The following is a 20,322-nucleotide window of genomic DNA, read 5'->3' as shown; positions in this document are numbered from 1 at the left end:
GCCGAACGATGCGCGGCGGCGTAGCCTTTGGATATCCTTTTTTTACAGGCCACCCATGATCATTGGCATTTTACAAACAGGCCATATGCCTGATGAATTGAAACCTGATTTCACCGATTACGCGCGGCTTTTTGCCCAGCTTTTGGACGGGCAAGATTTCGAATTCCGCGTCTATAACGTGGTCGATATGGAGTTTCCCACAGGCCTATTTGATGCCGATGGGTGGCTCATTACTGGCTCACGTCATGGGGTCTATGAGGATCATCCGTTTATCCCGCCGCTCGAGGCATTGATCCGCGACATCCACGCCGCGCGCATTCCGTTGATTGGGGTATGTTTCGGGCACCAAATCATCGCGCAGGCCCTTGGCGGGCGGGTTGAAAAATTTTCAGGCGGCTGGTGTGTCGGACGGCAAGAATACCACCTCAAAGATGGCCGCAAATTGCATTTGAACGCGTGGCATCAAGATCAGGTCATTACCCCCTGTGAAGGGGCGGAAACCCTTGCCTCAAATGAATTTTGCGCCCATGCGATGCTGTCTTACGGGGGGCATACCTTTACTGTGCAGGCCCATCCAGAATTCGGGGCTGATGTGGTTGCGGGATTGATTGCGCATCGGGGTCAAGGGATTGTGCCCGTCCCCCTCTTGCAGCGCGCCAAGGCCGAACTGTCAGCCCCCACCGATAACGGGATTTTGGCTGAACAGATGGCAAGCCTATTGAAAAGCGCAAAGGTTCCTGCATGAGCAGCGTTTATGACAGTTTTCTCGACAAGCTTCCTGAGGTTGCGCGCAGTTTTCTAGCAAATCGCCGCTTGGACGAGGTGGAATGTATCGTCTCCGACCTTGCAGGTGTTGCGCGTGGCAAGGCCATGCCCGGCCAGAAATTTGCAGGCCAAACTCAGTTTTACTTACCCAATTCTATCTTCTTCCAAACGATCACGGGGGATTGGGCGGATGCTTCGCCTGATGGGTTCACTGAACCTGATATGGTGTTGACCCCTGATTGGGATACTGCCCTGCCTGCACCATGGACAGCCGATTGGACGCTACAGGTGATCCATAACATTCATGACCAACAAGGTCAGATGGTGCCCTTTGCCCCGCGCAATGTGCTACGCCGCGTGGTCGAAATGTATAACGCAAAAGGGCTCGCGCCGATTGTGGCGCCTGAGATGGAATTCTACCTCGTGGCCCCGAACACCGACCCCGCCCGCGAGATCGAGCCACCTATGGGCCGCTCAGGGCGGCGGGCTGCCGCCCGACAGGCCTATTCCATGTCTGCGGTCGATGAATATGGCCCTGTGATTGACGATATCTACGACTTTGCCGAAGCCATGGGCCTTGAGATTGATGGTATTTTGCAAGAGGGCGGCGCAGGCCAAATTGAGTTGAACCTCCGCCATGGCGACCCTGTGCGATTGGCAGATGAGATTTTCTATTTCAAGCGCATGATCCGCGAGGCCGCGTTGCGCCACAACTGCTATGCCACCTTTATGGCGAAACCGATCGAGGGCGAGCCTGGTTCAGCGATGCATATCCATCATTCAGTGGTGAATATGGCCACAGGGCAAAATATCTTCTCGACCCTGTCAGGTGATGAAACGCCTGAATTTCTACATTTCATCGCAGGGCTACAGAACAACCTGCCTGCTGCGATTGCCCTGCTAGCCCCATATGTAAACAGCTATCGCCGCTATGTCCCTGATTTCGCAGCCCCCATTAACCTTGAATGGGGCCGCGATAATCGCACGACAGGCCTGCGCGTGCCCGTGTCTGACCCTGCAAGCCGCCGTGTCGAAAACCGCCTGCCAGGCATGGATTGCAACCCCTATCTTGGGATTGCCGCTTCTCTGGCCTGCGGTTTGATCGGGCTACAAGAGGGCAAAATGCCAAGCGCAGAATTCAAAGGCGATGCCTATCAAGGCGATGACAATATTCCCCGCGGTCTTGGCGATGCTTTGGATTTATTTGTGGAAAACGCGGCTATGACCGAAATCCTCGGGCCTGAATTTTGTAGCGTCTACAAGACGGTCAAAGACCTCGAATATAAAGAATTCCTGCAAGTTATCAGCCCTTGGGAACGCGAGCATCTTTTGTTGAACGTATGAACCCGCTTTATCGCAACGACATCTCGGGACATCATGCCCCCTCTTGGTATGCGGCCTCAGTCCCCCCCGCGCCTGATCGGCCCGCATTGGCCGACACGATCTGCGCCGATGTGGCCATCTTGGGCGCAGGGTTCACAGGTCTTTGGGCGGCCCTAACCCTTGCCCGCCGTGGCGTTCGGGTTGTGGTTCTAGACGCGCATCGCGTGGGGTTTGGGGCATCGGGGCGCAATGGCGGGCAGGTGCATTCTGGCTTTAACAAAGGCCAAGATTGGCTTGAGGCGCGGCTTGGGGCCGATGCGGCCCGCGCCTTATGGGCCCTTAGCGAAGCGGCAAAGAAAAACCTGCGCGATTTTTGCAAGACCCACGCGCCCGAAGCAGAATATCGCTCAGGGATCGCGCATGGCGCCTATAGCATGGCCGAGCGGGATGAATTGGCCCGCGAGGCTGATTATATGGCCCGCACCTATGACCATGAGATCCATGTAATGGATCGTTCCCAATTTGCGGAATTGGTCAAATCCCCGCTATATCGCGGTGGCACACTTGACCCAAGTGGCGGACATTTGCACCCCTTAGCCTATGCCCAAGCCCTTGCCCGAACGGCCGAGGCCGAAGGAGCGGTCATCCACGAATGCAGCGAGGTGACAGAAATTGTCCGCGGGGCAAAGGCAACCCTGAAAACCGCCAAGGGCAGCGTCACAGCAGATCAGGTGATTGTCGCAGGAAATGGGTATCTGCCCAATATTCTGCCGCAAGTGAATGCGGCCGTGATGCCCATTAATAGTTTCATTGCTGCGACCGAACCCCTGCCCCAAAAATGGCAAGAGGTGCTGAGCCAAGATATTGCCGTGGCGGATAGCAAATTCGTTGTGAATTACTATCGTTTCAGCGCAGATCGGCGGTTTTTATTCGGCGGGCGGGAAAGCTATTCGATTGGCTTTCCCGATGATATCGCCACCGCGCTTGTCGCACGGATGCATCGCCTATTCCCTCAGCTTGAGGGGGTGAAGATCGACTATGTTTGGGGTGGCGCGCTTGGCATCACCCCCACCCGTTTGCCGATGGTCAAGCGCATCGCGCCCAATATCATCGCTGCTGGCGGGTTTTCGGGACAGGGGGTTGCGCTGTCAGGCATGGCGGGACGCATCATGGCCGAGGCTATTTTGGGGGATGGGCGCGGGCTTGAGACATTCGCAACTCTTCCCACGCCCCGCTTTCCAGGTGGCAGCGCGTTGCGCGCGCCAATCCTTGCCCTTGCAATGACATGGTTCGCTTTGCGCGACCGATTGGGAATTTAGCGCTGCGGCACTGATGCCACAGACGCGTGGCGAATTGCCCTGACCGCCCCAGTGTCACAAAAGCTTCGCTAGATTTTGAACCGCATTTTATGTAAAGATTTTTGAAAGGGACTTTTTCAAAAAGGTGAAATCATGACCGTTGCGCCAAATGTTTATGACGCAGAACCGATCCCCGAAGCCGCGCGTGCCGAGATCGACCGCCTTCTGAACTCTGGCGATCTGTTCCGCTACACCGCCCCCGCCGATGCGCCTGTTGCGCTGCTTGAGCGCGAATTTGCAGATTTGATGGGCGTGAAATACGCGCTTGCGGTGTCCTCTTGTTCCGCCGCGCTGTTTTTATCGCTCGAGGCGCTTGGCCTGAAACAGGGCGCGCGGGTGATTATTCCTGCCTTCACCTTTGCCGCTGTTCCCTCGTCCATCGTGCATGCACGGATGCAGCCTGTATTGGTCGAAGTGGGCGAAAACTACCGCATTGATTTGGACGATTTCACAGCCAAGATCGACCAAGACATTGATGCGGTTTTGATCAGCCATATGCGCGGCCATACATCCGATATGGATGCCATCAAGGCGCTGTGTGACGCGCGCAATATCCCCGTGATTGAGGACGCGGCCCATTCGCTTGGCACGCTGTGGCATGGCAAAAAAATTGGCACGATTGGCAAAGTTGGATGTTTTTCTTTCCAGTCTTATAAAATGATCAACGCGGGCGAAGGCGGGATTTTAATCTCGAATGATCCCGACCTGATTGCCCGCGCTGTGATCATGTCAGGGGCCTATGAATATAATTGGAAAAAGCACAAAGGCCCGAATGGTCAAAATGACCCAGAATTGGCTGAGGCCTTTGCGCGTTGGCAAAACCAATTGCCGCTTTACAACATGCGCCTGCAAAACCTGTCTGCCGCAGTGATCCGTCCGCAATTGCCTGAATTGGCGCGCCGTGTGCGCGATGGCCTTGCCAATCACGACTATGTCGCGGGTGAGTTGAACAAATCACCTTGGCTGAATGTGCCCCCTGCCTTGGCGCCAGAAACCCGCGCACCAGATTCTATCCAGTTTAATCTAGTGGATTTTGCGCGCGATGAGGATGCGGTCGCCTTTCAAGATGCAGCAGCAGCGCGCGGCGTGAAGGTGCAGGTCTTTGGCCTATCGACCGACAATGCCCGTGCGTTTTGGAACTGGCAATTCATTCCCGGTGAGATGCCTGACCTGCCGAAGACCCGCGCAATGTTAATGCGCGCCTGCGATGTGCGCCTGCCTGCCCGCCTGACACGCAGCGAGCTTGACTTTATCATCAACGCGCTGGTGATGGCGGCCGAAGATGTGATGGGGTCAGAGGAGGCCGCCTACGGCACGTAACGCAGCACCCCTGATCCAATAGCAAGACAGGCCCGCGCACGCTTTTGCGCGGGCTTTTTATTATGGCTTTGGCGCGTTTGCCCAATTGCAGCAGCGCAGATGCGACGCTAGCCTCTGCACAGACACGCTTGAAGGAGTGACCAGATGCCCGCGCATGATCATAGCCCACTCAATTCATGGGAAGCCCGCGCTGAAGAATATAGTCTATATGGCTTTACCGATCTCCCATCCGTTCGGGATCGCGGCACTGTCGTTTTAACCAATGGCGAGGGGCCTTATGTGTTCGACACAAACGGCAAACGCTATTTGGACGCGAACTCTGGCCTTTGGAATATGGTCGCGGGGTTTGATCACAAAGGTTTGGCCGAGGCCGCCAAGGCGCAATATGACCGCTTTCCTGGCTATCACGCCTTTTTCGGGCGGATGTCAGATCAGACTGTTGCCCTCTCTGAGCGTTTGATTGAGGTATCCCCCTTTGACAGCGGCAAGGTGTTTTACACCAATTCTGGGTCTGAGGCGAATGACACCATGGTCAAGATGCTATGGTTCATGACACAGGCCGAGGGGCGGCCACAGGGGCGCAAGATACTGACCCGCAAAAATGCCTATCATGGCGTCACCGCGGTTTCAGCCTCGATGACAGGCAAACCTTACAACAGCCTCTTTGGTCTTCCGATGGAGGGGTTCATCCACCTGACTTGTCCGCATTACTGGCGTGAAGGGCGCGCAGATGAAACCGAGGCAGAATTCAGCGCCCGCCTTGGCGCAGAATTGGAGGAGGTCATCGCGCGGGAAGGCGCCGACACAATCGCAGGGTTTTTCGCAGAACCCGTCATGGGTGCAGGCGGCGTGATCCCCCCCTCAGCAGGCTATTTCCAGATCGTGCAACAGATCTTGCGCAAGCATAACATCCCTCTCATCGCAGATGAGGTGATCTGCGGCTTTGGTCGCACGGGCAACATATGGGGATGCGACACTTATCAGTTTGTGCCTGATGCGATTATCTCCTCCAAGGTGCTGACGGCAGGCTATTTCCCGATGGGCGCGGTGATTTTAGGGCCAGAATTATCCACGCGACTGCAATCCACCATCGACCCGGTCGAGGAATTTCCGCACGGCTTTACCGCCTCAGGCCATCCTGTGGGCTGCGCCGTTGGGCTTAAGGCAATCGATGTGGTTCTGAACGAGGGATTGGCCGATATGGTGAAGATCGGCGCACCCCGCATGGAGGCAGGTCTTCGCGAGATCGCGAAGCACCCAAATATCGGCGAGTTGCGCGGGATCGGCTATATGTGGGCGCTTGAGGCGGTGCAGGATCGCGCCACAAAAACCCCCTTTGCCTCGGATTTATCGGTCAGTGAGCGCATCGCCAACACCTGCACGGATCACGGCTTGATTTGCCGCCCCTTAGGACAATCCGTGGTTCTGTGTCCGCCGTTCAATCTGACCAATGAGCAAATGGACGAAATGTGCGATAAACTGAACAGCGCATTGAACGCCGTGTTTAGTGAGGTTGCCTAAACAGGGAGCAGGACCGCACCGATGCGCCGCCCCTCGCCAAGCAGCACATTATAGCTGCGCGCGGCTGAGGGGCTGCCCATCACTTCGACACCCAATCCCGCGCCTTCAAGTGCCGCGCGTAGTTTGGCGGGGATATGCGCAATCTCCGCCCCTGTGCCAATCAGCACAACATCAATTAAACCCGCCGCTGCAAGCAGGGGCGCGGGATCGTCATAGCCGCCCCAATCCTGCCGCCCATTGGGCAAGATCAGCTGAGCGCCGTGATAGACCGCCCCGTCAATGCGGAAAAAGCCTGCGCCATATCCGTCAATCGGCATGCCGCCATTATAGCGCACCTCGTTAAGTTCCATCGGAAATACGCCCCCCTTCGGATTAGGTTTTTTCCGCGAAGGTCGTGCCTGCCTTCTGATCTGGTTTTGACCAATCGCGCTTTACGCCAATCATCAACACCACGTTCTTTGCAACATAGATCGAGGAATAGGTGCCAACGATGACACCCCAGAAAATCGCAAAAACAAAGCTGCGGATCACATCCCCCCCCAGAACAAGCAGCGCCAAAAGCGCCAAAAGGGTAGTGCCGGAAGTCATCAAGGTGCGGCTGAGTGTTTCATTGGCCGATAGGTTCATCACATCCTGCAAATCGCGCTTTTTGTATTTGATTAGATTCTCGCGCAGGCGGTCAAAAATCACCACCGTATCGTTGATCGAATAACCGATGATCGTCAGAATCGCGGCAATGGTCGCCAGATCAAACCTGATTTGGAGAAGAGAAAAGAGGCCAATGGTCAGCAGAACGTCATGCACCAGCGCCGCAATTGCACCCACCGAAAATTGCCACTCAAATCGCAGCCAAATATAAATCAAAATCGCCGCAAGGGACGCGCCCACCGCAATGAGGGCTGTGGTGATCAATTCACCTGAGACTTTGGGGCCAACGGATTCCACTGATGGGAATGTCATATCAGTGGCGATGGTTTGCAATGCGGCTTCAACCGCCGCGATCATCTCGGGCGTAACAGACTCTTCACCCGCCTGTGCCTGAATTCGGATCATGGCCACATGGCGGTTTTCGCCAAAGCTTGGGTCGAACACTTCGGAAATCGCGATATCGCCAAGGCCCAGCGGGCTGAGGGCTTCACGATAGGCCCCAACATCGACAGGGGTCGAGCTTTCGGCGCGGATGGTCGTGCCACCCAAAAAATCAATCCCGAAATTCAGACCGAGCGCGAACCAAACCCCAATGGACACAAACACTGCCAAGACAGAGGCCCCAAACGTGATACGGGCATGACGGAAGAAGTCGATATTGGTGACTTCTGGAACCAGTCTAAGACGTTTCATATCAGACCTCGATCTTTTTGGGGCGGGCGCGTTCGAACCATGTAACGACCATGACCCGCGTCACATAAAGCGCAGTGAAAACAGATGTGATGATCCCAATGGCCAAAGTGACGGCAAAGCCTTTGACAGGGCCAGAGCCAAGGGTGAACAGGATCACCGCGATTAGGAAGGTTGTGATATTGGCATCCACAATCGCCGACATCGCACGATCATAGCCTAGTTCAATCGCGCGGGCCGGGCCGCGTGCAGTTTTCAATTCTTCTCGGATCCGTTCAAAGACCAACACATTGGCATCAACCGCCATACCAATCGTCAGTACGATCCCCGCAATCCCCGGCAATGTCAGGGTAGCACCCACAAGGCTTAGGATACCAAAGATCATCGCCACGTTCATCAGCAGCGCGATATTGGCGAAAAGGCCGAAAAGGCCGTAGCTCGCCTGCATAAACAGCAGCACCGCCACAAAGGCCACAATCGCGGCAATCCGACCCGCTGCGATACTATCAGCCCCCAATTCAGGGCCAATGGTGCGTTCCTCAAGGAAGGTCATCTCAGCAGGCAAGGCCCCTGCGCGCAGAAGAACCGCCAATTGGGTCGAACTTTCGACCGTAAAACTTCCTGTAATCTGACCAGAGCCGCCCGTGATCGCCTGACGGATTGTGGGCGCTGAAATGACCTCATTGTCCAGAACAATGGCAAAAGGCGCACCGACATTAGCGGATGTATATTCGCCAAAGAGGCGCGCGCCATGCGGGTTAAAGCGGAAGCTGACATTGGGCTGGCCATTTTGCGCGTCAAAACCGGGTTGGCTGTCAACCAGATCATCGCCCGTCACCACGGGGGTTTCTTCTAGAATGTAATACGCGCCTTCTTCATCCATCGAGGGCAGCAGCAGTTGCCGCGCGTCCACACGGGCCTCAGGGTCGCTGGTGCGGGTGATGACAGGGTGAAAGGTCAGGCGTGCCGTGGTGCCAATCAGGTCTTTCAACTCTTGTGCAGAACCTACACCGGGAACTTGGATCAAAATCCGATTTTCGCCTTGGCGTTGGATAGTCGGCTCACGGGTGCCTGCCTCATCGACACGGCGGCGCACAATTTCCACCGATTGCTGCATGGTGCGATCATCAGTTGCGATCTTCTCCGCCTCAGAAAGCGAGACGATCAGCACATCGCCCTCGCCGCGCGCCTCAAGGCTGGCTGATCCTACACCTGTTAGGCTGACAACAGGGCCACCCAAACCGCGGGCCAATTCCACCGCGCGGGCCATGCCAGAGGCCTCACCCAATTGCACCCGCAATTCGCCTGCGAGGGCATCGGTGCGGCGAATGGGGCCGACCTCATCGCGGGCATCGCGCAATGCATCCCGCAACTCGGGCCAAAGCGCGTCCATACGTGCGGAATAGACATCCTCAACCCGCACCTCAGCCAAAAGATGCGCGCCACCGCGCAAATCAAGCCCAAGATTAACAAGGCTTGAGGGCAGAACAGACGGCCAAAGTGCCAGATCCGCTTCGAGTTCAGGCGTAGAGGGCGCGCCACCTTCGAGGGCAGCAAGGGCATCATTGTAACGCTCGACCCGATCATAGGCCAAATTTGGAACGGCCAAAGCCAGTGCAACCAGAACCACGCCCCAAATCAGGATGCGTTTCCATAGCGGGATATCGAGCATATCTTAGCCTTTTCTCACACAAAGCCCCGCCAAATGGCAGGGCTTGGTCAGCCGAAGATTATTCTTTGGCGGGTTCTGTTTTTGAAACAACCTGCGTGATGGTGTTGCGCACAACGCGGACATTTACACCCGTTGCAATCTCAAGCTCGACCTCGCGCTCATCCTTGACTTTGCTGACCTTGCCCATGATGCCGCCTGCGGTGACAACCTGATCGCCGCGGCGCAGCGCAGCAACCATCGCCTGATGCTCTTTGGCTTTTTTCTGCTGGGGACGGATCAAAAGCAGATACATGATCGCGAAGATCAAAATCAGCGGCACGAATTGTGCAAATGCTTCCATGGTCGGTCTATCCTTATATTCGCGCCCGCAGCGGCGGAGGCTTGATCAAATTCACCCAAGATCGGGCAGATGGTTGGCGGACTTGGGTGCATGATAATCCAAAGCCCGTCAATTTGGCGGCACGTTACTTTCCCACCGTCCGAAGCGCAAGGCAGGCCAATACTGCGACTGCGCCCTGCGGCAATCCTGCCATCGCGCCCTATATGGGTATAAGATGCGGCGCTGTCAGCCCCTGAGACGCCAAGAATTGTAACACCCCCTTTCCCCGCGCCGCGCAATATTGCATACCGCCCAAAAGGGAACCTGCGCCCTGTTCTGAGATAAAGGCAAATCCAATGCATGACATTCGCGCCATTCGTGAAAACCCCACACAATTTGACGCAAACCTTGCGCGCCGCAGTCTCGCGCCACTGTCTGCGGAAATTCTGGCGTTGGACGAAGCACGGCGCGCCTGCATCACGGCATCCGAGGCGGCGCAGGCCGAACGCAATGCCGCATCAAAAGATGTGGGGGCGGCCAAGGCCCGCGGTGATGAAGCCGAATTCGAGCGCCTGCGCGCCCTTGTTGCAGAAAAGAAAGACGAGATTGCCCGCCTTGAGGATGAGGCCAAGACCCGTGATGCGGCTTTGCGCGATATGCTGGCCACGATCCCCAATGCGCCCGCCGCTGATGTTCCAGATGGGGCGGATGAGACTGACAATGTGGAATTGCACAAATGGGGCACCCCGCGCAGCTTTGATTTCAAACCTGTAGAACATTTTGAATTGTCCTCTGTTGCGCCAAGCATGGATTTTGAGACAGCCGCAAAACTGTCCGGCTCGCGCTTTGTGATGCTTGGGGGTGCTGTGGCACGGATCCACCGCGCCTTGGCGCAATTCATGCTCGACACCCATGTCGATCAAAACGGCCTGACCGAAATGAACGGCCCTGTCCTTGTGCGCCCCGAAACGATGTTCGGCACGGGCCAATTGCCGAAATTCGGCGAAGATAGTTATGAAACCACCAATGGCTGGTGGATGATCCCAACCTCCGAAGTGACGCTGACCAATATCGTCTCAGGCGAAATTGTGGAGGAGGCCGCATTGCCAATGCGCTATACCGCGCATTCTTTGTGTTTTCGGTCTGAGGCAGGCAGCGCAGGGCGCGATACGGCGGGAATGCTGCGTCAGCACCAGTTCGAAAAAGTTGAAATGGTTTCGATCACGCATCCCGATCACTCGGATGATGAGCAAAAGCGGATGTTGCGCTGTGCTGAGGGCATTTTAGAGGCGCTCAATATCCCCTATCGCTCTGTCACGCTGTGCACGGGCGATATGGGCTTTGGCGCGGTGCGCACCTATGACATCGAAGCATGGCTTCCGGGTCAGGATTGCTATCGCGAGATTTCATCAGTCTCAAGCTGCGGAGATTTCCAAGCACGCCGCATGAATGCGCGCTTCCGCCCATCAGGCGGCGGCAAGCCTGAATTTGTGCATACCCTCAACGGCTCTGGCCTTGCGGTCGGGCGCTGTTTGATCGCAGTGCTTGAAAACGGACAAGAGGCAGATGGCTCCGTCACCCTGCCTGCGGCGCTGCACCCCTATTTGGGCGGCAAAACACGGCTTTTGGCGGATGGCACGCTTGGCTAAGTCTGGCCTAAACCCCACAAAATTGCGTGCCGCTGTCACGCTGGTCTTGGTTTTGGCCTTTGCAGGCGCGCCGCTTTTAACCGCGCCTTTCACAGGATTTGACCCCGCAACCCTGCCCTATGATGTCAGTACCCCGCCTGTGCAACCTGCGGGCTATGCGTTTGCGATTTGGGGGGTCATTTACCTGTGGCTGATTGCAAGCGCGGGCTATGGGCTGTGGCGCTATGCCAACAATCCAAACTGGGATGCCATGCGCTGGCCCCTGATCGTCAGCGCAGGCATTGGCGCAATCTGGATTGAGGTGGCGCTGCGCAGTCCGATTTGGGCCACAATCCTGATTTTCATCATGCTGATCACCGCCGTTCTGGCCTGTTTGCGCGCACCAATAAGCCCAACCTCATGGGCGCGGGCACCTTTGGGCCTATACGCGGGATGGCTCTCGGCTGCGGGGTTTGTGGCGCTTGCAACAATCTTAACGGGCTTTGGCATAGTGCCCCGCGAAATTGCAGGTTGGGCGGGTCTTTTGGGGGCACTTGCCACCGCCTCCGCCTTGACCACGCGGCTCAGGGTCATCACCTATCCGATAGCCGTGATCTGGGCCTTGGTTGGCGTGATTGTCTCGCAATGGCAAAGTGATCCATCGCTAAGCCTTGCCGCTGTTGGCGGGATCGCCGCTCTCGCCTATCAGGGGATCCGTGCCCGCGTGTGAGGCTTGCGCGCAATCTTGCAAATTGGCAAAATAGGGTTTGCAAAGCCAACCAAGGGGCAAATCCATGCGCGCGAATGGCCAAGATACACGCAAGCTCTATGTTGGCGCGAAATTGCGCGAATTGCGTCAGAGGCTTGAACTGACGCAGAAGGACTTCGCGGCCAAGCTTGGCATTTCCTTGCCCTATCTGAACCAAATGGAAAACAACAACCGCCCACTTTCGACTGTGGTTGTTTTGGCCTTGGCGCAGGAATTTGGTTTTGATGTGACTGAACTGACCTCGGGCGATGCGGAACGCCTGATCTCTGATATGCGCGAGGCCTTGGCAGACCCCGTTTTCACGGATGGCCAACCCGCGCTGACCGATCTGAGGCTGGCCGCCTCAAACGCGCCCGCGCTTGCCCATAGTTTTCTAACCCTGCATCGCGCCTATCGTCAGGCGCAAGAGCGCCTCGCTTCCTTGGATGAGGCATTGGGGCGCGATGGCAGCGGCGCTGCCCCCTCGCCTTGGGAGGAGGTGCGGGATTTCTTCCATTATTGCGACAATTACATTGATGCCGTGGATCATGCCGCCGAACGTTTTGCCACGAAAGCGCAAGGGGACCTGGCCGCGCATACCGAGGCCATGTTGTCCGCGCAAGGCGTCACAATTCGGCGCGCGACAGATCAGGGATTGCGCCGTTATGACACCGAAACGCGCGTTTTAACGCTGTCGCCACGCGCCGCGCCCGAAACACAGCGCTTTCAATTGCTGCATCAATACGCGCTTTTGGGGCAGGCGCAGTTGTTGGACGCAACGCTTGATTTCGCTCGGTTCCAATCGGAGACAGCCCGCGCCATTGCCCAAGTCGGCATGGCTAATTATTTCGCGGGCGCTGTGTTAATGCCCTATACCCGTTTTGCCGAGGCCGCGCGCACCACACGCCATGATCTAGAACGCCTATCGATCCAGTTTGGCGCTTCAATTGAACAAGTTGCCCATCGTCTGGCCACCCTACAAAGACCAGGGGCCAAAGGGGTGCCGTTTTTCTTTACCCGTGTCGATCAAGCAGGCACGATCACCAAGCGCCATTCTGCGACACGCTTTCAATTCGCGCGCTTTGGCGGGGCTTGCCCTTTGTGGAATGTCCATCAGGCTTTTGAAACACCTACCCAATTCTTGCGTCAATTGGCCGAAACGCCTGACGGGGTGCGCTATTTCATTTTGGCGCGGGATGTTTCGAAATCAGGCGGGGCATGGGGCGCACCGCTGCGCCGCTTTGCGATCTCTTTGGGCTGCGAGGTGAAACATGCCAAGGAATTGATCTATGCCGATGGCATGCCCTTGGATGATGATGGGGCCTATCAGCCCATCGGGATTTCTTGCCGCATTTGCGAACGGCAAAATTGTCACCAACGCTCTGTGCCGCCTCTCGAAGGAAAACTGCGCGTTGATCCGCATGAACGCGGCACACTGCCCTATCGCCTCGAAACTTAGACCATGCAGAATTGACCGCTGACCACCCTAGGATATAGGGTTTTCGCAACATAGTGACGGAGATGACATCCATGGAATTAGCAGCCTCTCGTATTTTGAACGCAGACCGCGCAACCGTTTGGGCGGCGCTGAATTCCGCCGAGGTGCTCAAGGCGTGTATCCCAGGATGCGAGGAATTAACAGGCAGCCCTGAGGAAGGCTTCGCTGCTACAGTCAAACAGAAGGTTGGGCCTGTTTCAGCAACCTTTAAGGGCCAGGTCACGCTTTCCGATATCGTTCCGCTTGAAAGCTACACGATCACAGGCGAAGGCAAAGGCGGTGTTGCGGGCTTTGCCAAAGGGGGCGCGAAAGTGGCCTTATCCGATGCCGAGGGCGGTGGCACCGAACTGACCTATGAGGTTGAGGCCAAAGTTGGCGGTAAAATCGCACAACTTGGCTCGCGCTTGATTGATAGCTTTGCCACTAAAATGGCTGATCAATTCTTCGAACGCTTTCAGGCGCAGGTCGAAGGCACTGCTGAGGGCTAAGGCGGGGGGCCAATCAGGCCCGCCCCCAAATTTTCAATCTGCGATTACGCCGCCAACATGGCGGCGATTTCGTCTTGGAGACGCATCCGCTCCTTGCGTAGCGCTATTTCAGCCAATTCTTCCAATGGCTCAACACCTGTCTCGGCACGATGCACGGCGTGGTTCACCTCGTGATAGTCAGCCGTCAGTTTTGCAAAATGCGTGTTTTGGGTTTTCTGCTCATGGATTTTCTCAGCATCCTGCGGAAAATCTTCGGCCAGTTCATGCGGGGTGTTCGACATCGGTTCGCGTCCTTTTACCATTACAGTCACGCCCAATCTAAATCCCCAGACAGGCAGCGGTCTTTGCGCTAAATCAAATGATTGCGCTTTGCATGCGCCACAGCTTGGCGCTAGGGTTTCGGCATATAAGGGAGGGACAGAATGGAACATTACGTCAATTGGGGCATTTTGGGCGCATCCAATTTTGCACTAAACGAGATGGCACCTGCGCTGCATCTAGCGGGGCGTGGGCGTTTGGCGGGAATTGCCACGCGCGATGTCGGCAAGGCCGCGCCCTTCACTCGGATCGCCCCTGACCTGAACGTGCATGACAGCTATGACGCGCTCTTGGCGGATCCGATGATTGATGCGGTCTATATTCCGCTGCCCCATACGATGCATGTTGAATGGGGGATCAAAGCCCTCCAAGCGGGCAAGCATGTTTTGGTTGAAAAACCAACCGCAATGACCACGCCCGAAATCCAACCTTTGATCGAAGCCCGAGATAAATCAGGTCTGGTTGCAAGCGAGGCCTTTATGATCGTGCATCACCCGCAATGGCAAATGGCCCGAGAGATTATTGCATCGGGCCAATTGGGGCAGCTGCAGCGCGTGCGTGCGGCCTTTACCTATAACAATGCGGCCGATACCCAGAACATCCGCAATAAGGCAGCCATGGGTGGCGGATCATTGCCCGATATCGGGGTTTACACCATCGGCTCGACCCGTTTTGCAACAGGTGGAACCTTACGCGAGATTTATGACGCGAAAATCGAATATGAGGGCGATTGTGAAGTTACCGCAGAGGCGCGTGCAGGCTTTGATGGGTTTGATGCGCAATGGCTCACGTCAATGCGGATGCACCCGTTCCAAGAGGTCACCTTCCACGGCAGCGATGGGGTTTTACGCGTCCCAACCCCCTATAATGCGGGCGTGTTCGACCAAGCCCGCCTCGTGATTGAAACAGGGATGGAGCGCCGCGAAATCCGCTTCCCCAAGGTCAATCAATATGTGTTGCAGGTGGAAAATCTGAATGCGGCCATTTTGGATGGTGCCGCGCTCAAATGGCGACTGGAAGATGCGGTAGAAACCCAAGAAACGATTGACGCAATCCGCGCCAAGGCGGGGTAAGAAAAAAGGGGCCACGCATCCGCGCGGCCCCTTTTTCTTTGGCTGTGGTGGCGCGGGGTTATTCCATCGCCTCTAGCTCATCAATCATGCTTTCAATCATCGACAGGCCCTTATCCCAAAACGCAGGGTCAGAGGCGTCAAGCCCAAAGGGCGCAAGCAGTTCTTTGTGATGCTTTGATCCGCCTGCCTTTAGCATATCAAAATACTTCTCCTCAAACCCGTCTTGGCCCTCCTCATAGGCCGCATAAAGTGCGTTCACCAGCCCATCGCCAAAGGCATAGGCATATACGTAGAATGGCGAATGCACGAAATGCGGGATATAGGCCCAGAAGGTTTCATAGCCTTCCATGAAGTTAAACACAGGCCCAAGGCTTTCGGCCTGGACGCTCATCCAAAGCGCGTTGATATCGTCAGGGGTCAACTCCCCCTCGCGCCGCGCCGCATGGAGTTTGCATTCAAAATCATAAAACGCAATTTGCCGCACGACTGTGTTGATCATATCCTCAACCTTGCCCGCCAACATAACCTTGCGCGCAGCTTGATCTTTGGCCTCAGACGACATTCTGCGGAAGGTCAGCATCTCGCCAAAAACGCTTGCCGTCTCCGCCAAGGTCAAAGGCGTGGAGGACAACAATTCGCCCTGCCCTGCCGCCAGACGCTGATGCACCCCGTGGCCCAATTCATGCGCCAAGGTCATCACATCGCGCGGTTTCCCCAGATAGTTGAGCATCACATAAGGATGGGCATCGGCCACAGTGGGATGCGCAAAGGCACCGGGCGCTTTACCCTCTTTCACCGCCGCGTCAATCCAACCATCGGTGAAAAACGGCTCGGCCAATTCGGCCATGCGCGGATCAAAGGCTGAATAAGCCTCGGTCACAATACGGCGCGCCTCGATCCATGGCACGATGCGCTCATCCTCCATCGGCAGCGGCGCGTTGCGATCCCAGACCTCCAAGGTTTCAAGGCCCAGCCACTTGGCCTTAAGCGCGTAATAGCGGTGCGAAAGGCGCGGATAGGCCGCCACGACCGCGTTGCGCAGCGCCTCGACCACCTCGGGCTCGACATGGTTGGCCAAATGCCGTGCCGCTTGCGCGGAGGGCAATTTGCGCCACCGATCCTCGATCTCTTTTTCTTTAGCCAAAGTGTTATGCACCCGCGCAAAAAGGGGCAATTGCGCAGCGAACCCCTTTACCAATGCGCGCGCACCCGCCTCGCGCTTGGCGCGGTTTTGCTCAGATAGGCAATTGAGCGTGGCCTCAATCCCCATCACTTCGCCATCCACCTCAAAGCTCATGCCTGCGATCGTTTCGTCAAAAAGACGGTTCCATGCAGCCGCCCCCACGACCGATTGGTCATGCAGAAATTTCTCCATCTCGTCAGACAGCTGATAGGGCTTCATTGCGCGCATCCGATCAAAGACGGGGCGGTACCGCGCCAGTTCGGCATTCGCAGCCAACAACGCCTCAAGATAGGCTTCGTCTAAACGGTTAAATTCAAGGCTAAAGAATACCAGCGCGGTGGTCGCATTGGTAATCTTGTCCTGACAATCGGACATGAATTTCGCGCGGCCTGCATCGGTGGTTTTTTGGTAATAGCGCAAACCTGCAAAGGACATGATCCGACCTGCCACCATGTCGATCTTTTCATAGCGCAGCACGCAGTCCAGCATGGCCTTGGCATCGAGATTGGCCAATTTGCCCTCGTAATCCGCGGCAAATGCCGCGCATTCTTTGGTCAAAAATTCCATGTCGCGTTTGAGTTCGGGCGCATCAACCGATGGGTAAAGGTCGCTCAAATCCCATTCGGGCAAATCCGCCCACGCCCCGCCACCTGTCTCGGACTGGGCATCGAATTGGCGGGGATCGGTATGATGGGTCATGTCACTGCCTTTGATAAACTGCGAAATATCTTTCCCAAGATATGCGGTGCAAACCCCGCGCCCTCAACCCCTAAGGCGCAGATTTCCTCTCAGGGCGCCAAGTTAAAGGTCAAGATCAACCACAACGGGGAAGTGATCGGATGCCACCAACAGCGCTGTGCGCAGATCAATATCCGAATAGCAGGCGGCATCCTCGAACGGATGCCAGATGCGCCACTGCCCCCGTTTTGCGCGCAAATCGGGACTAACCATGATGTAATCTAGCAGCGCTGACAGATAGCGCTTTTCCTCTGGGATATAAAACCGCGCGCTGGTTTGTGTTGCCGCAGTCAGGCTTTGCAGCGCGCGCGCGGCATGCGGATCAAACAATTGTTGCGACCGCGGCAGATAGCAGCCCAAAACAATCTCAAGCGAGGAGCGCCCAAACAATTTTTCATATTCATCCAAACCTGGCCCGTCATTGAAATCGCCCATCACAATCAAGGGATCACCTGCGGCCAAATGGTCATCAACACGGGCACGCAACCAGATCGCTTGGGCCAGTTGTTTGCGCCGATTGGCGATGGCGAGGCGCATCACCTCCTCGGGGCTACGGGCCCCATGCGGGGCTTTGGATTTCACATGAACACCGATCATGCGCATTGCGCCTTTGGCGGTTGTTACTGCGACCTCAAGCGGCGGCTTGGAAAAGCCAATCACATCGGCGCGCGCATCAATATCGAGATCAATTCGGAATTTTCCGTCAAACCGCGGTGCGGCCTCGCTTGCCACGGGATCATGGTGCACATCCATCTGATCGGGATCATACAAAAGCGCAATTTGCTGTTGTGTGTCGTTATCGAACCCTTTGATAGCCTTACGGCAGCGCAACTCAAATCGGGCCGCAAAATTTTCAAGGGCACGCGCTGTGTCGCGGGATTTCTTGGTGTCTGGGGCTTCGATGATCATCACCGCATCGGCATCTAGCTCGATGAAAACCCGCCCCAAGGCCCGCATTTGATCCGCGCGGGTGATTTTATAGCGCGATGACCATGTGCCATCTTCAAGCAAGCTGCCATCATCCGAAAACAGCGCATCAAACCATTCGACATTGTAGCTGGCGAAGCGCATCTATCTCCCCTGTCGGGTCTGGGATTTTACAATCTCGTCATAGGCGCGGTTGATCGCCGCCATTTTATGAGCAGCAAGATTAACCGCTTCGGGCGGCACGCCACGGGCCTGCATCTGGTCTGGGTGGTTTTCCCGCACAAGCGCGCGATAGCGGCTGCGAATGTCCTCTGCACTGGCCTCAGGGGATATGCCCAAAATGGCAAAAGGGTCTTGCGGCGCATCTGGGATAAATGTTGCGCGCAGGGCCGAAAACCGCGCAGGCGAAATTCCAAAAATCTCGGCCACTCGCGCCAAAAATTCATCTTCAGCGGGGTGATAGTGACCATCGGCTTGGGCGATATGAAACAGACCTGAAAGCAGATCCTCTAAAATTGGCGCGGCGGGCTCAAACATCCTTGCGATGCGGCGCGCGTAATCCTGAAATCCTGCTACATCCTCGCGCGCTAGGTTGAAAACACGCGCAGCGGCGGCAGTATCGGCCGCAGGAATATGGAACACTTGCCGAAAGGCTGCGACCTCATCACGGGTGACATGACCATCCGCCTTGGCCATTTTTGCCCCAAGCGCGATGACTGCGATGGTAAAGGCCACACTGCGCTCGGGCGGACGACGCAGGCGCTCGAACAGAACCGATAGGCTTTCACCACGGGCGAGGGCGGATACGGCATCCGTTATTTTGGCCCAGATCGACATGGGCCTAGCCATAGCTTGTTTGGCAGGGCTTGTCAGAGTTTTTTGGGCTTTTGCCGCCACTCAAAGATCTTTCTGCATCAAGACCAGATCGTGCCAGCGTTCAAATTTCCACCCAATGCGCGGCATCCGCCCCGTTTCGGTATATCCCATCGATTTATGGAATTTCTGCGCGATGTCATTTTCGCCACCAATACCCGCAACGAAACGCGCGATGCCTGCCTTTCGCCCTTCGTCCTCAAGCGCCGATAGGAGGCGGGGGCCGAGCCCGCGTGCGCGCGCCGAAGGGGCGATTAAGATCGTATGTTCTGCGATAAACCTATAACCATCCCCCCCACGAAACGGGCCAAAGCGCGCGAACCCAACAACCCGCGCCCCTTCGACCATCACAAGGGCGCATTGATCGGTGAGAATATGTTCCACATCTTCAACCGTCTTGAGCGTGCTTGTGAATGTATAGGCCGTGTCACGGATCACATGGTTCCAGATCTCAAGGATCGAAGGAATATGTGCGGCACGGGCGGGACAAATTTCTGGGGTCATTTTGAAGGTGTCGATTGTTGAGAGAACCACAATTTAAAGAACCACCGCGCCAGTTTCGGTCGCAAGCGTTACGGAAATCTTAGGCGCGTCCGCCTTGGCGATAGACAGGCGGGTATCCGCAAAAAGAGGCGTAAGCGCGGCCCGAAGCGCCTCTGCCTGTGGCGTTTCTAGCGCGAGCGCCTCAAGCCGCACCCCAACATCATTCAGGCGCGTTGCAGGGTGGCCGCCCGATTGCCATTCGATCAGCGCAGGGAACAGGCCATCAAACGGCAAAATCCCATCTTCAGGGATCGTCATGCGCCACCGCAGATCACCACGGCCCAAATTCCAGACCCTGCCAAGAGGAAAGGGAATTTGCGCCAAAGCAGCGTCCAAATCTGTCACTGCGCAGACCCAAGACCGCGCCCGCGGCGCGCCAGAGAACCGATCCAAATCAAACCAACGCGGTTGCGAAGGTGCGGGAATGTCTGGGCACGGGGTGATCAGTTCCAAATATTCCGAAGGCCCAAGCCCAATTAGGCGATTATGAGTGCCCATATCCATATGCTGACCGCCGCCTTGAAAGGTCAGGCCATGGGCCGCGGTCAATTCTGCCTCGGCGGTAGCCAAGTCTTCTGCGGCGATTGCCACGTGATCTAATACCATCATCATCTTCAAGTCGCCTTTATGCAGGGTTATGGTCGCGCGCAAACATCCTTGCGCCGTTGCACGACCTTATGATCGTGTTG

At 56.2% G+C, this 20,322-nt stretch carries 21 protein-coding genes; 11 read left to right on the top strand and 10 right to left on the bottom strand.

Translation table 11 applies throughout. The annotated features are described in order from the left end of the window. Positions 1-55 precede the first annotated feature (55 nt). From AAC637_RS09630 to AAC637_RS09610, 5 genes are all read left to right on the top strand, one after another. Positions 56-745 carry a type 1 glutamine amidotransferase gene (locus tag AAC637_RS09630; protein ID WP_340303368.1) on the top strand — a complete coding sequence of 230 codons (690 nt, stop codon included), beginning with the start codon at positions 56-58 and terminating at the stop codon, positions 743-745. Continuing rightward, positions 742-2,109 carry a glutamine synthetase family protein gene (locus AAC637_RS09625; protein WP_340303367.1) on the top strand — a complete coding sequence of 456 codons (1,368 nt, stop codon included), beginning with the start codon at positions 742-744 and terminating at the stop codon, positions 2,107-2,109. Before AAC637_RS09630 ends, AAC637_RS09625 begins: the two co-directional genes overlap by 4 nt. Further along, entirely contained in the window at positions 2,106-3,407 is a 1,302-nt protein-coding gene (locus tag AAC637_RS09620; RefSeq protein ID WP_340303366.1) for an NAD(P)/FAD-dependent oxidoreductase, read from the top strand. The genes AAC637_RS09625 and AAC637_RS09620 overlap by 4 nt, the downstream gene beginning before the upstream one ends. Before the next feature lie 132 nt (positions 3,408-3,539). Further along, a complete protein-coding gene (locus AAC637_RS09615) occupies positions 3,540-4,766 on the top strand; it encodes a DegT/DnrJ/EryC1/StrS family aminotransferase (protein WP_340303365.1) in 1,227 nt (408 codons plus the stop codon). 144 nt (positions 4,767-4,910) lie between these two features. Then, positions 4,911-6,287: an aminotransferase gene (locus AAC637_RS09610; RefSeq protein WP_340303364.1), complete on the top strand. Its 1,377-nt coding sequence runs from the start codon at positions 4,911-4,913 to the stop codon at positions 6,285-6,287. On the opposite strand, the gene AAC637_RS09605 is transcribed toward AAC637_RS09610, so the two are convergent. Genes AAC637_RS09605 through yajC form a run of 4 tightly spaced genes read right to left on the bottom strand, consistent with a single transcriptional unit; the run spans position 6,284 to position 9,637 of the window. Beyond that, positions 6,284-6,637, bottom strand: coding sequence for an Mth938-like domain-containing protein (locus AAC637_RS09605; protein WP_340303363.1), 354 nt, complete (start codon positions 6,635-6,637; stop codon positions 6,284-6,286). The genes AAC637_RS09610 and AAC637_RS09605 overlap by 4 nt on opposite strands. A gap of 22 nt (positions 6,638-6,659) precedes the next feature. Continuing rightward, the gene (secF, locus tag AAC637_RS09600) at positions 6,660-7,628 is read right to left on the bottom strand and encodes a protein translocase subunit SecF (protein WP_340303362.1); all 969 of its coding nucleotides are present in this window, start codon (positions 7,626-7,628) and stop codon (positions 6,660-6,662) included. Position 7,629: 1 nt separating this feature from the next. After that, on the bottom strand, positions 7,630-9,297 hold the full coding sequence (secD, locus tag AAC637_RS09595; protein ID WP_340303361.1) for a protein translocase subunit SecD: 1,668 nt from the start codon (positions 9,295-9,297) through the stop codon (positions 7,630-7,632). 58 nt (positions 9,298-9,355) lie between these two features. After that, the gene (gene yajC / locus AAC637_RS09590; RefSeq protein ID WP_317655526.1) at positions 9,356-9,637 is read right to left on the bottom strand and encodes a preprotein translocase subunit YajC; all 282 of its coding nucleotides are present in this window, start codon (positions 9,635-9,637) and stop codon (positions 9,356-9,358) included. On the opposite strand from yajC, the gene AAC637_RS09585 reads away from it, so the two are divergent. The 5 genes from AAC637_RS09585 (at position 9,628) to AAC637_RS09565 (ending at position 13,978) form a co-directional block, all read left to right on the top strand. Further along, complete coding sequence (locus AAC637_RS09585) at positions 9,628-9,873, top strand: hypothetical protein (protein WP_340303360.1); 246 nt, start codon at positions 9,628-9,630, stop codon at positions 9,871-9,873. The two genes, yajC and AAC637_RS09585, sit on opposite strands and share 10 nt — an antisense overlap. A gap of 99 nt (positions 9,874-9,972) precedes the next feature. Continuing rightward, positions 9,973-11,265, top strand: a complete 1,293-nt coding sequence (serS, locus tag AAC637_RS09580) for a serine--tRNA ligase (protein ID WP_340303359.1) — start codon at positions 9,973-9,975, stop codon at positions 11,263-11,265. Continuing rightward, positions 11,249-11,974 carry a hypothetical protein gene (locus AAC637_RS09575; protein ID WP_340303358.1) on the top strand — a complete coding sequence of 242 codons (726 nt, stop codon included), beginning with the start codon at positions 11,249-11,251 and terminating at the stop codon, positions 11,972-11,974. The genes serS and AAC637_RS09575 overlap by 17 nt, the downstream gene beginning before the upstream one ends. Before the next feature lie 64 nt (positions 11,975-12,038). Continuing rightward, on the top strand, positions 12,039-13,451 hold the full coding sequence (locus AAC637_RS09570) for a helix-turn-helix domain-containing protein (protein ID WP_340303357.1): 1,413 nt from the start codon (positions 12,039-12,041) through the stop codon (positions 13,449-13,451). A 71-nt stretch (positions 13,452-13,522) separates the two neighbouring features. Next, positions 13,523-13,978 carry a CoxG family protein gene (locus AAC637_RS09565; protein WP_340303356.1) on the top strand — a complete coding sequence of 152 codons (456 nt, stop codon included), beginning with the start codon at positions 13,523-13,525 and terminating at the stop codon, positions 13,976-13,978. A 44-nt stretch (positions 13,979-14,022) separates the two neighbouring features. On the opposite strand, the gene AAC637_RS09560 is transcribed toward AAC637_RS09565, so the two are convergent. After that, positions 14,023-14,259 carry a YdcH family protein gene (locus tag AAC637_RS09560; RefSeq protein ID WP_340303355.1) on the bottom strand — a complete coding sequence of 79 codons (237 nt, stop codon included), beginning with the start codon at positions 14,257-14,259 and terminating at the stop codon, positions 14,023-14,025. Between the two features lie 141 nt (positions 14,260-14,400). Between AAC637_RS09560 and AAC637_RS09555 the strand changes: the two genes are divergently transcribed. Further along, entirely contained in the window at positions 14,401-15,369 is a 969-nt protein-coding gene (locus AAC637_RS09555; RefSeq protein ID WP_340303354.1) for a Gfo/Idh/MocA family protein, read from the top strand. 58 nt (positions 15,370-15,427) lie between these two features. On the opposite strand, the gene AAC637_RS09550 is transcribed toward AAC637_RS09555, so the two are convergent. The 5 genes from AAC637_RS09550 to AAC637_RS09530 all read right to left on the bottom strand — a co-directional run bounded on the left by AAC637_RS09550 (position 15,428) and on the right by AAC637_RS09530 (position 20,245). Continuing rightward, complete coding sequence (locus AAC637_RS09550; protein ID WP_340303353.1) at positions 15,428-17,251, bottom strand: M3 family oligoendopeptidase; 1,824 nt, start codon at positions 17,249-17,251, stop codon at positions 15,428-15,430. A 102-nt stretch (positions 17,252-17,353) separates the two neighbouring features. Continuing rightward, on the bottom strand, positions 17,354-18,361 hold the full coding sequence (locus tag AAC637_RS09545; protein ID WP_340303352.1) for an endonuclease/exonuclease/phosphatase family protein: 1,008 nt from the start codon (positions 18,359-18,361) through the stop codon (positions 17,354-17,356). Further along, positions 18,362-19,054 carry a molecular chaperone DjiA gene (locus AAC637_RS09540; RefSeq protein WP_340303351.1) on the bottom strand — a complete coding sequence of 231 codons (693 nt, stop codon included), beginning with the start codon at positions 19,052-19,054 and terminating at the stop codon, positions 18,362-18,364. It lies immediately after the preceding gene. A 60-nt stretch (positions 19,055-19,114) separates the two neighbouring features. Further along, positions 19,115-19,594: a GNAT family N-acetyltransferase gene (locus tag AAC637_RS09535; protein ID WP_340303350.1), complete on the bottom strand. Its 480-nt coding sequence runs from the start codon at positions 19,592-19,594 to the stop codon at positions 19,115-19,117. A 33-nt stretch (positions 19,595-19,627) separates the two neighbouring features. After that, complete coding sequence (locus AAC637_RS09530) at positions 19,628-20,245, bottom strand: VOC family protein (RefSeq protein WP_340303349.1); 618 nt, start codon at positions 20,243-20,245, stop codon at positions 19,628-19,630. Between the last annotated feature and the right edge of the window lie 77 nt (positions 20,246-20,322).

This window comes from Roseobacter sp. HKCCD7870, from assembly GCF_037830315.1.
In the GTDB taxonomy this organism is placed as follows: Bacteria; Pseudomonadota; Alphaproteobacteria; order Rhodobacterales; family Rhodobacteraceae; genus M30B80.
The sequence above is the reverse complement of the archived record's forward strand: the minus strand, read 5'-3'. Positions and strand labels throughout refer to the sequence as shown.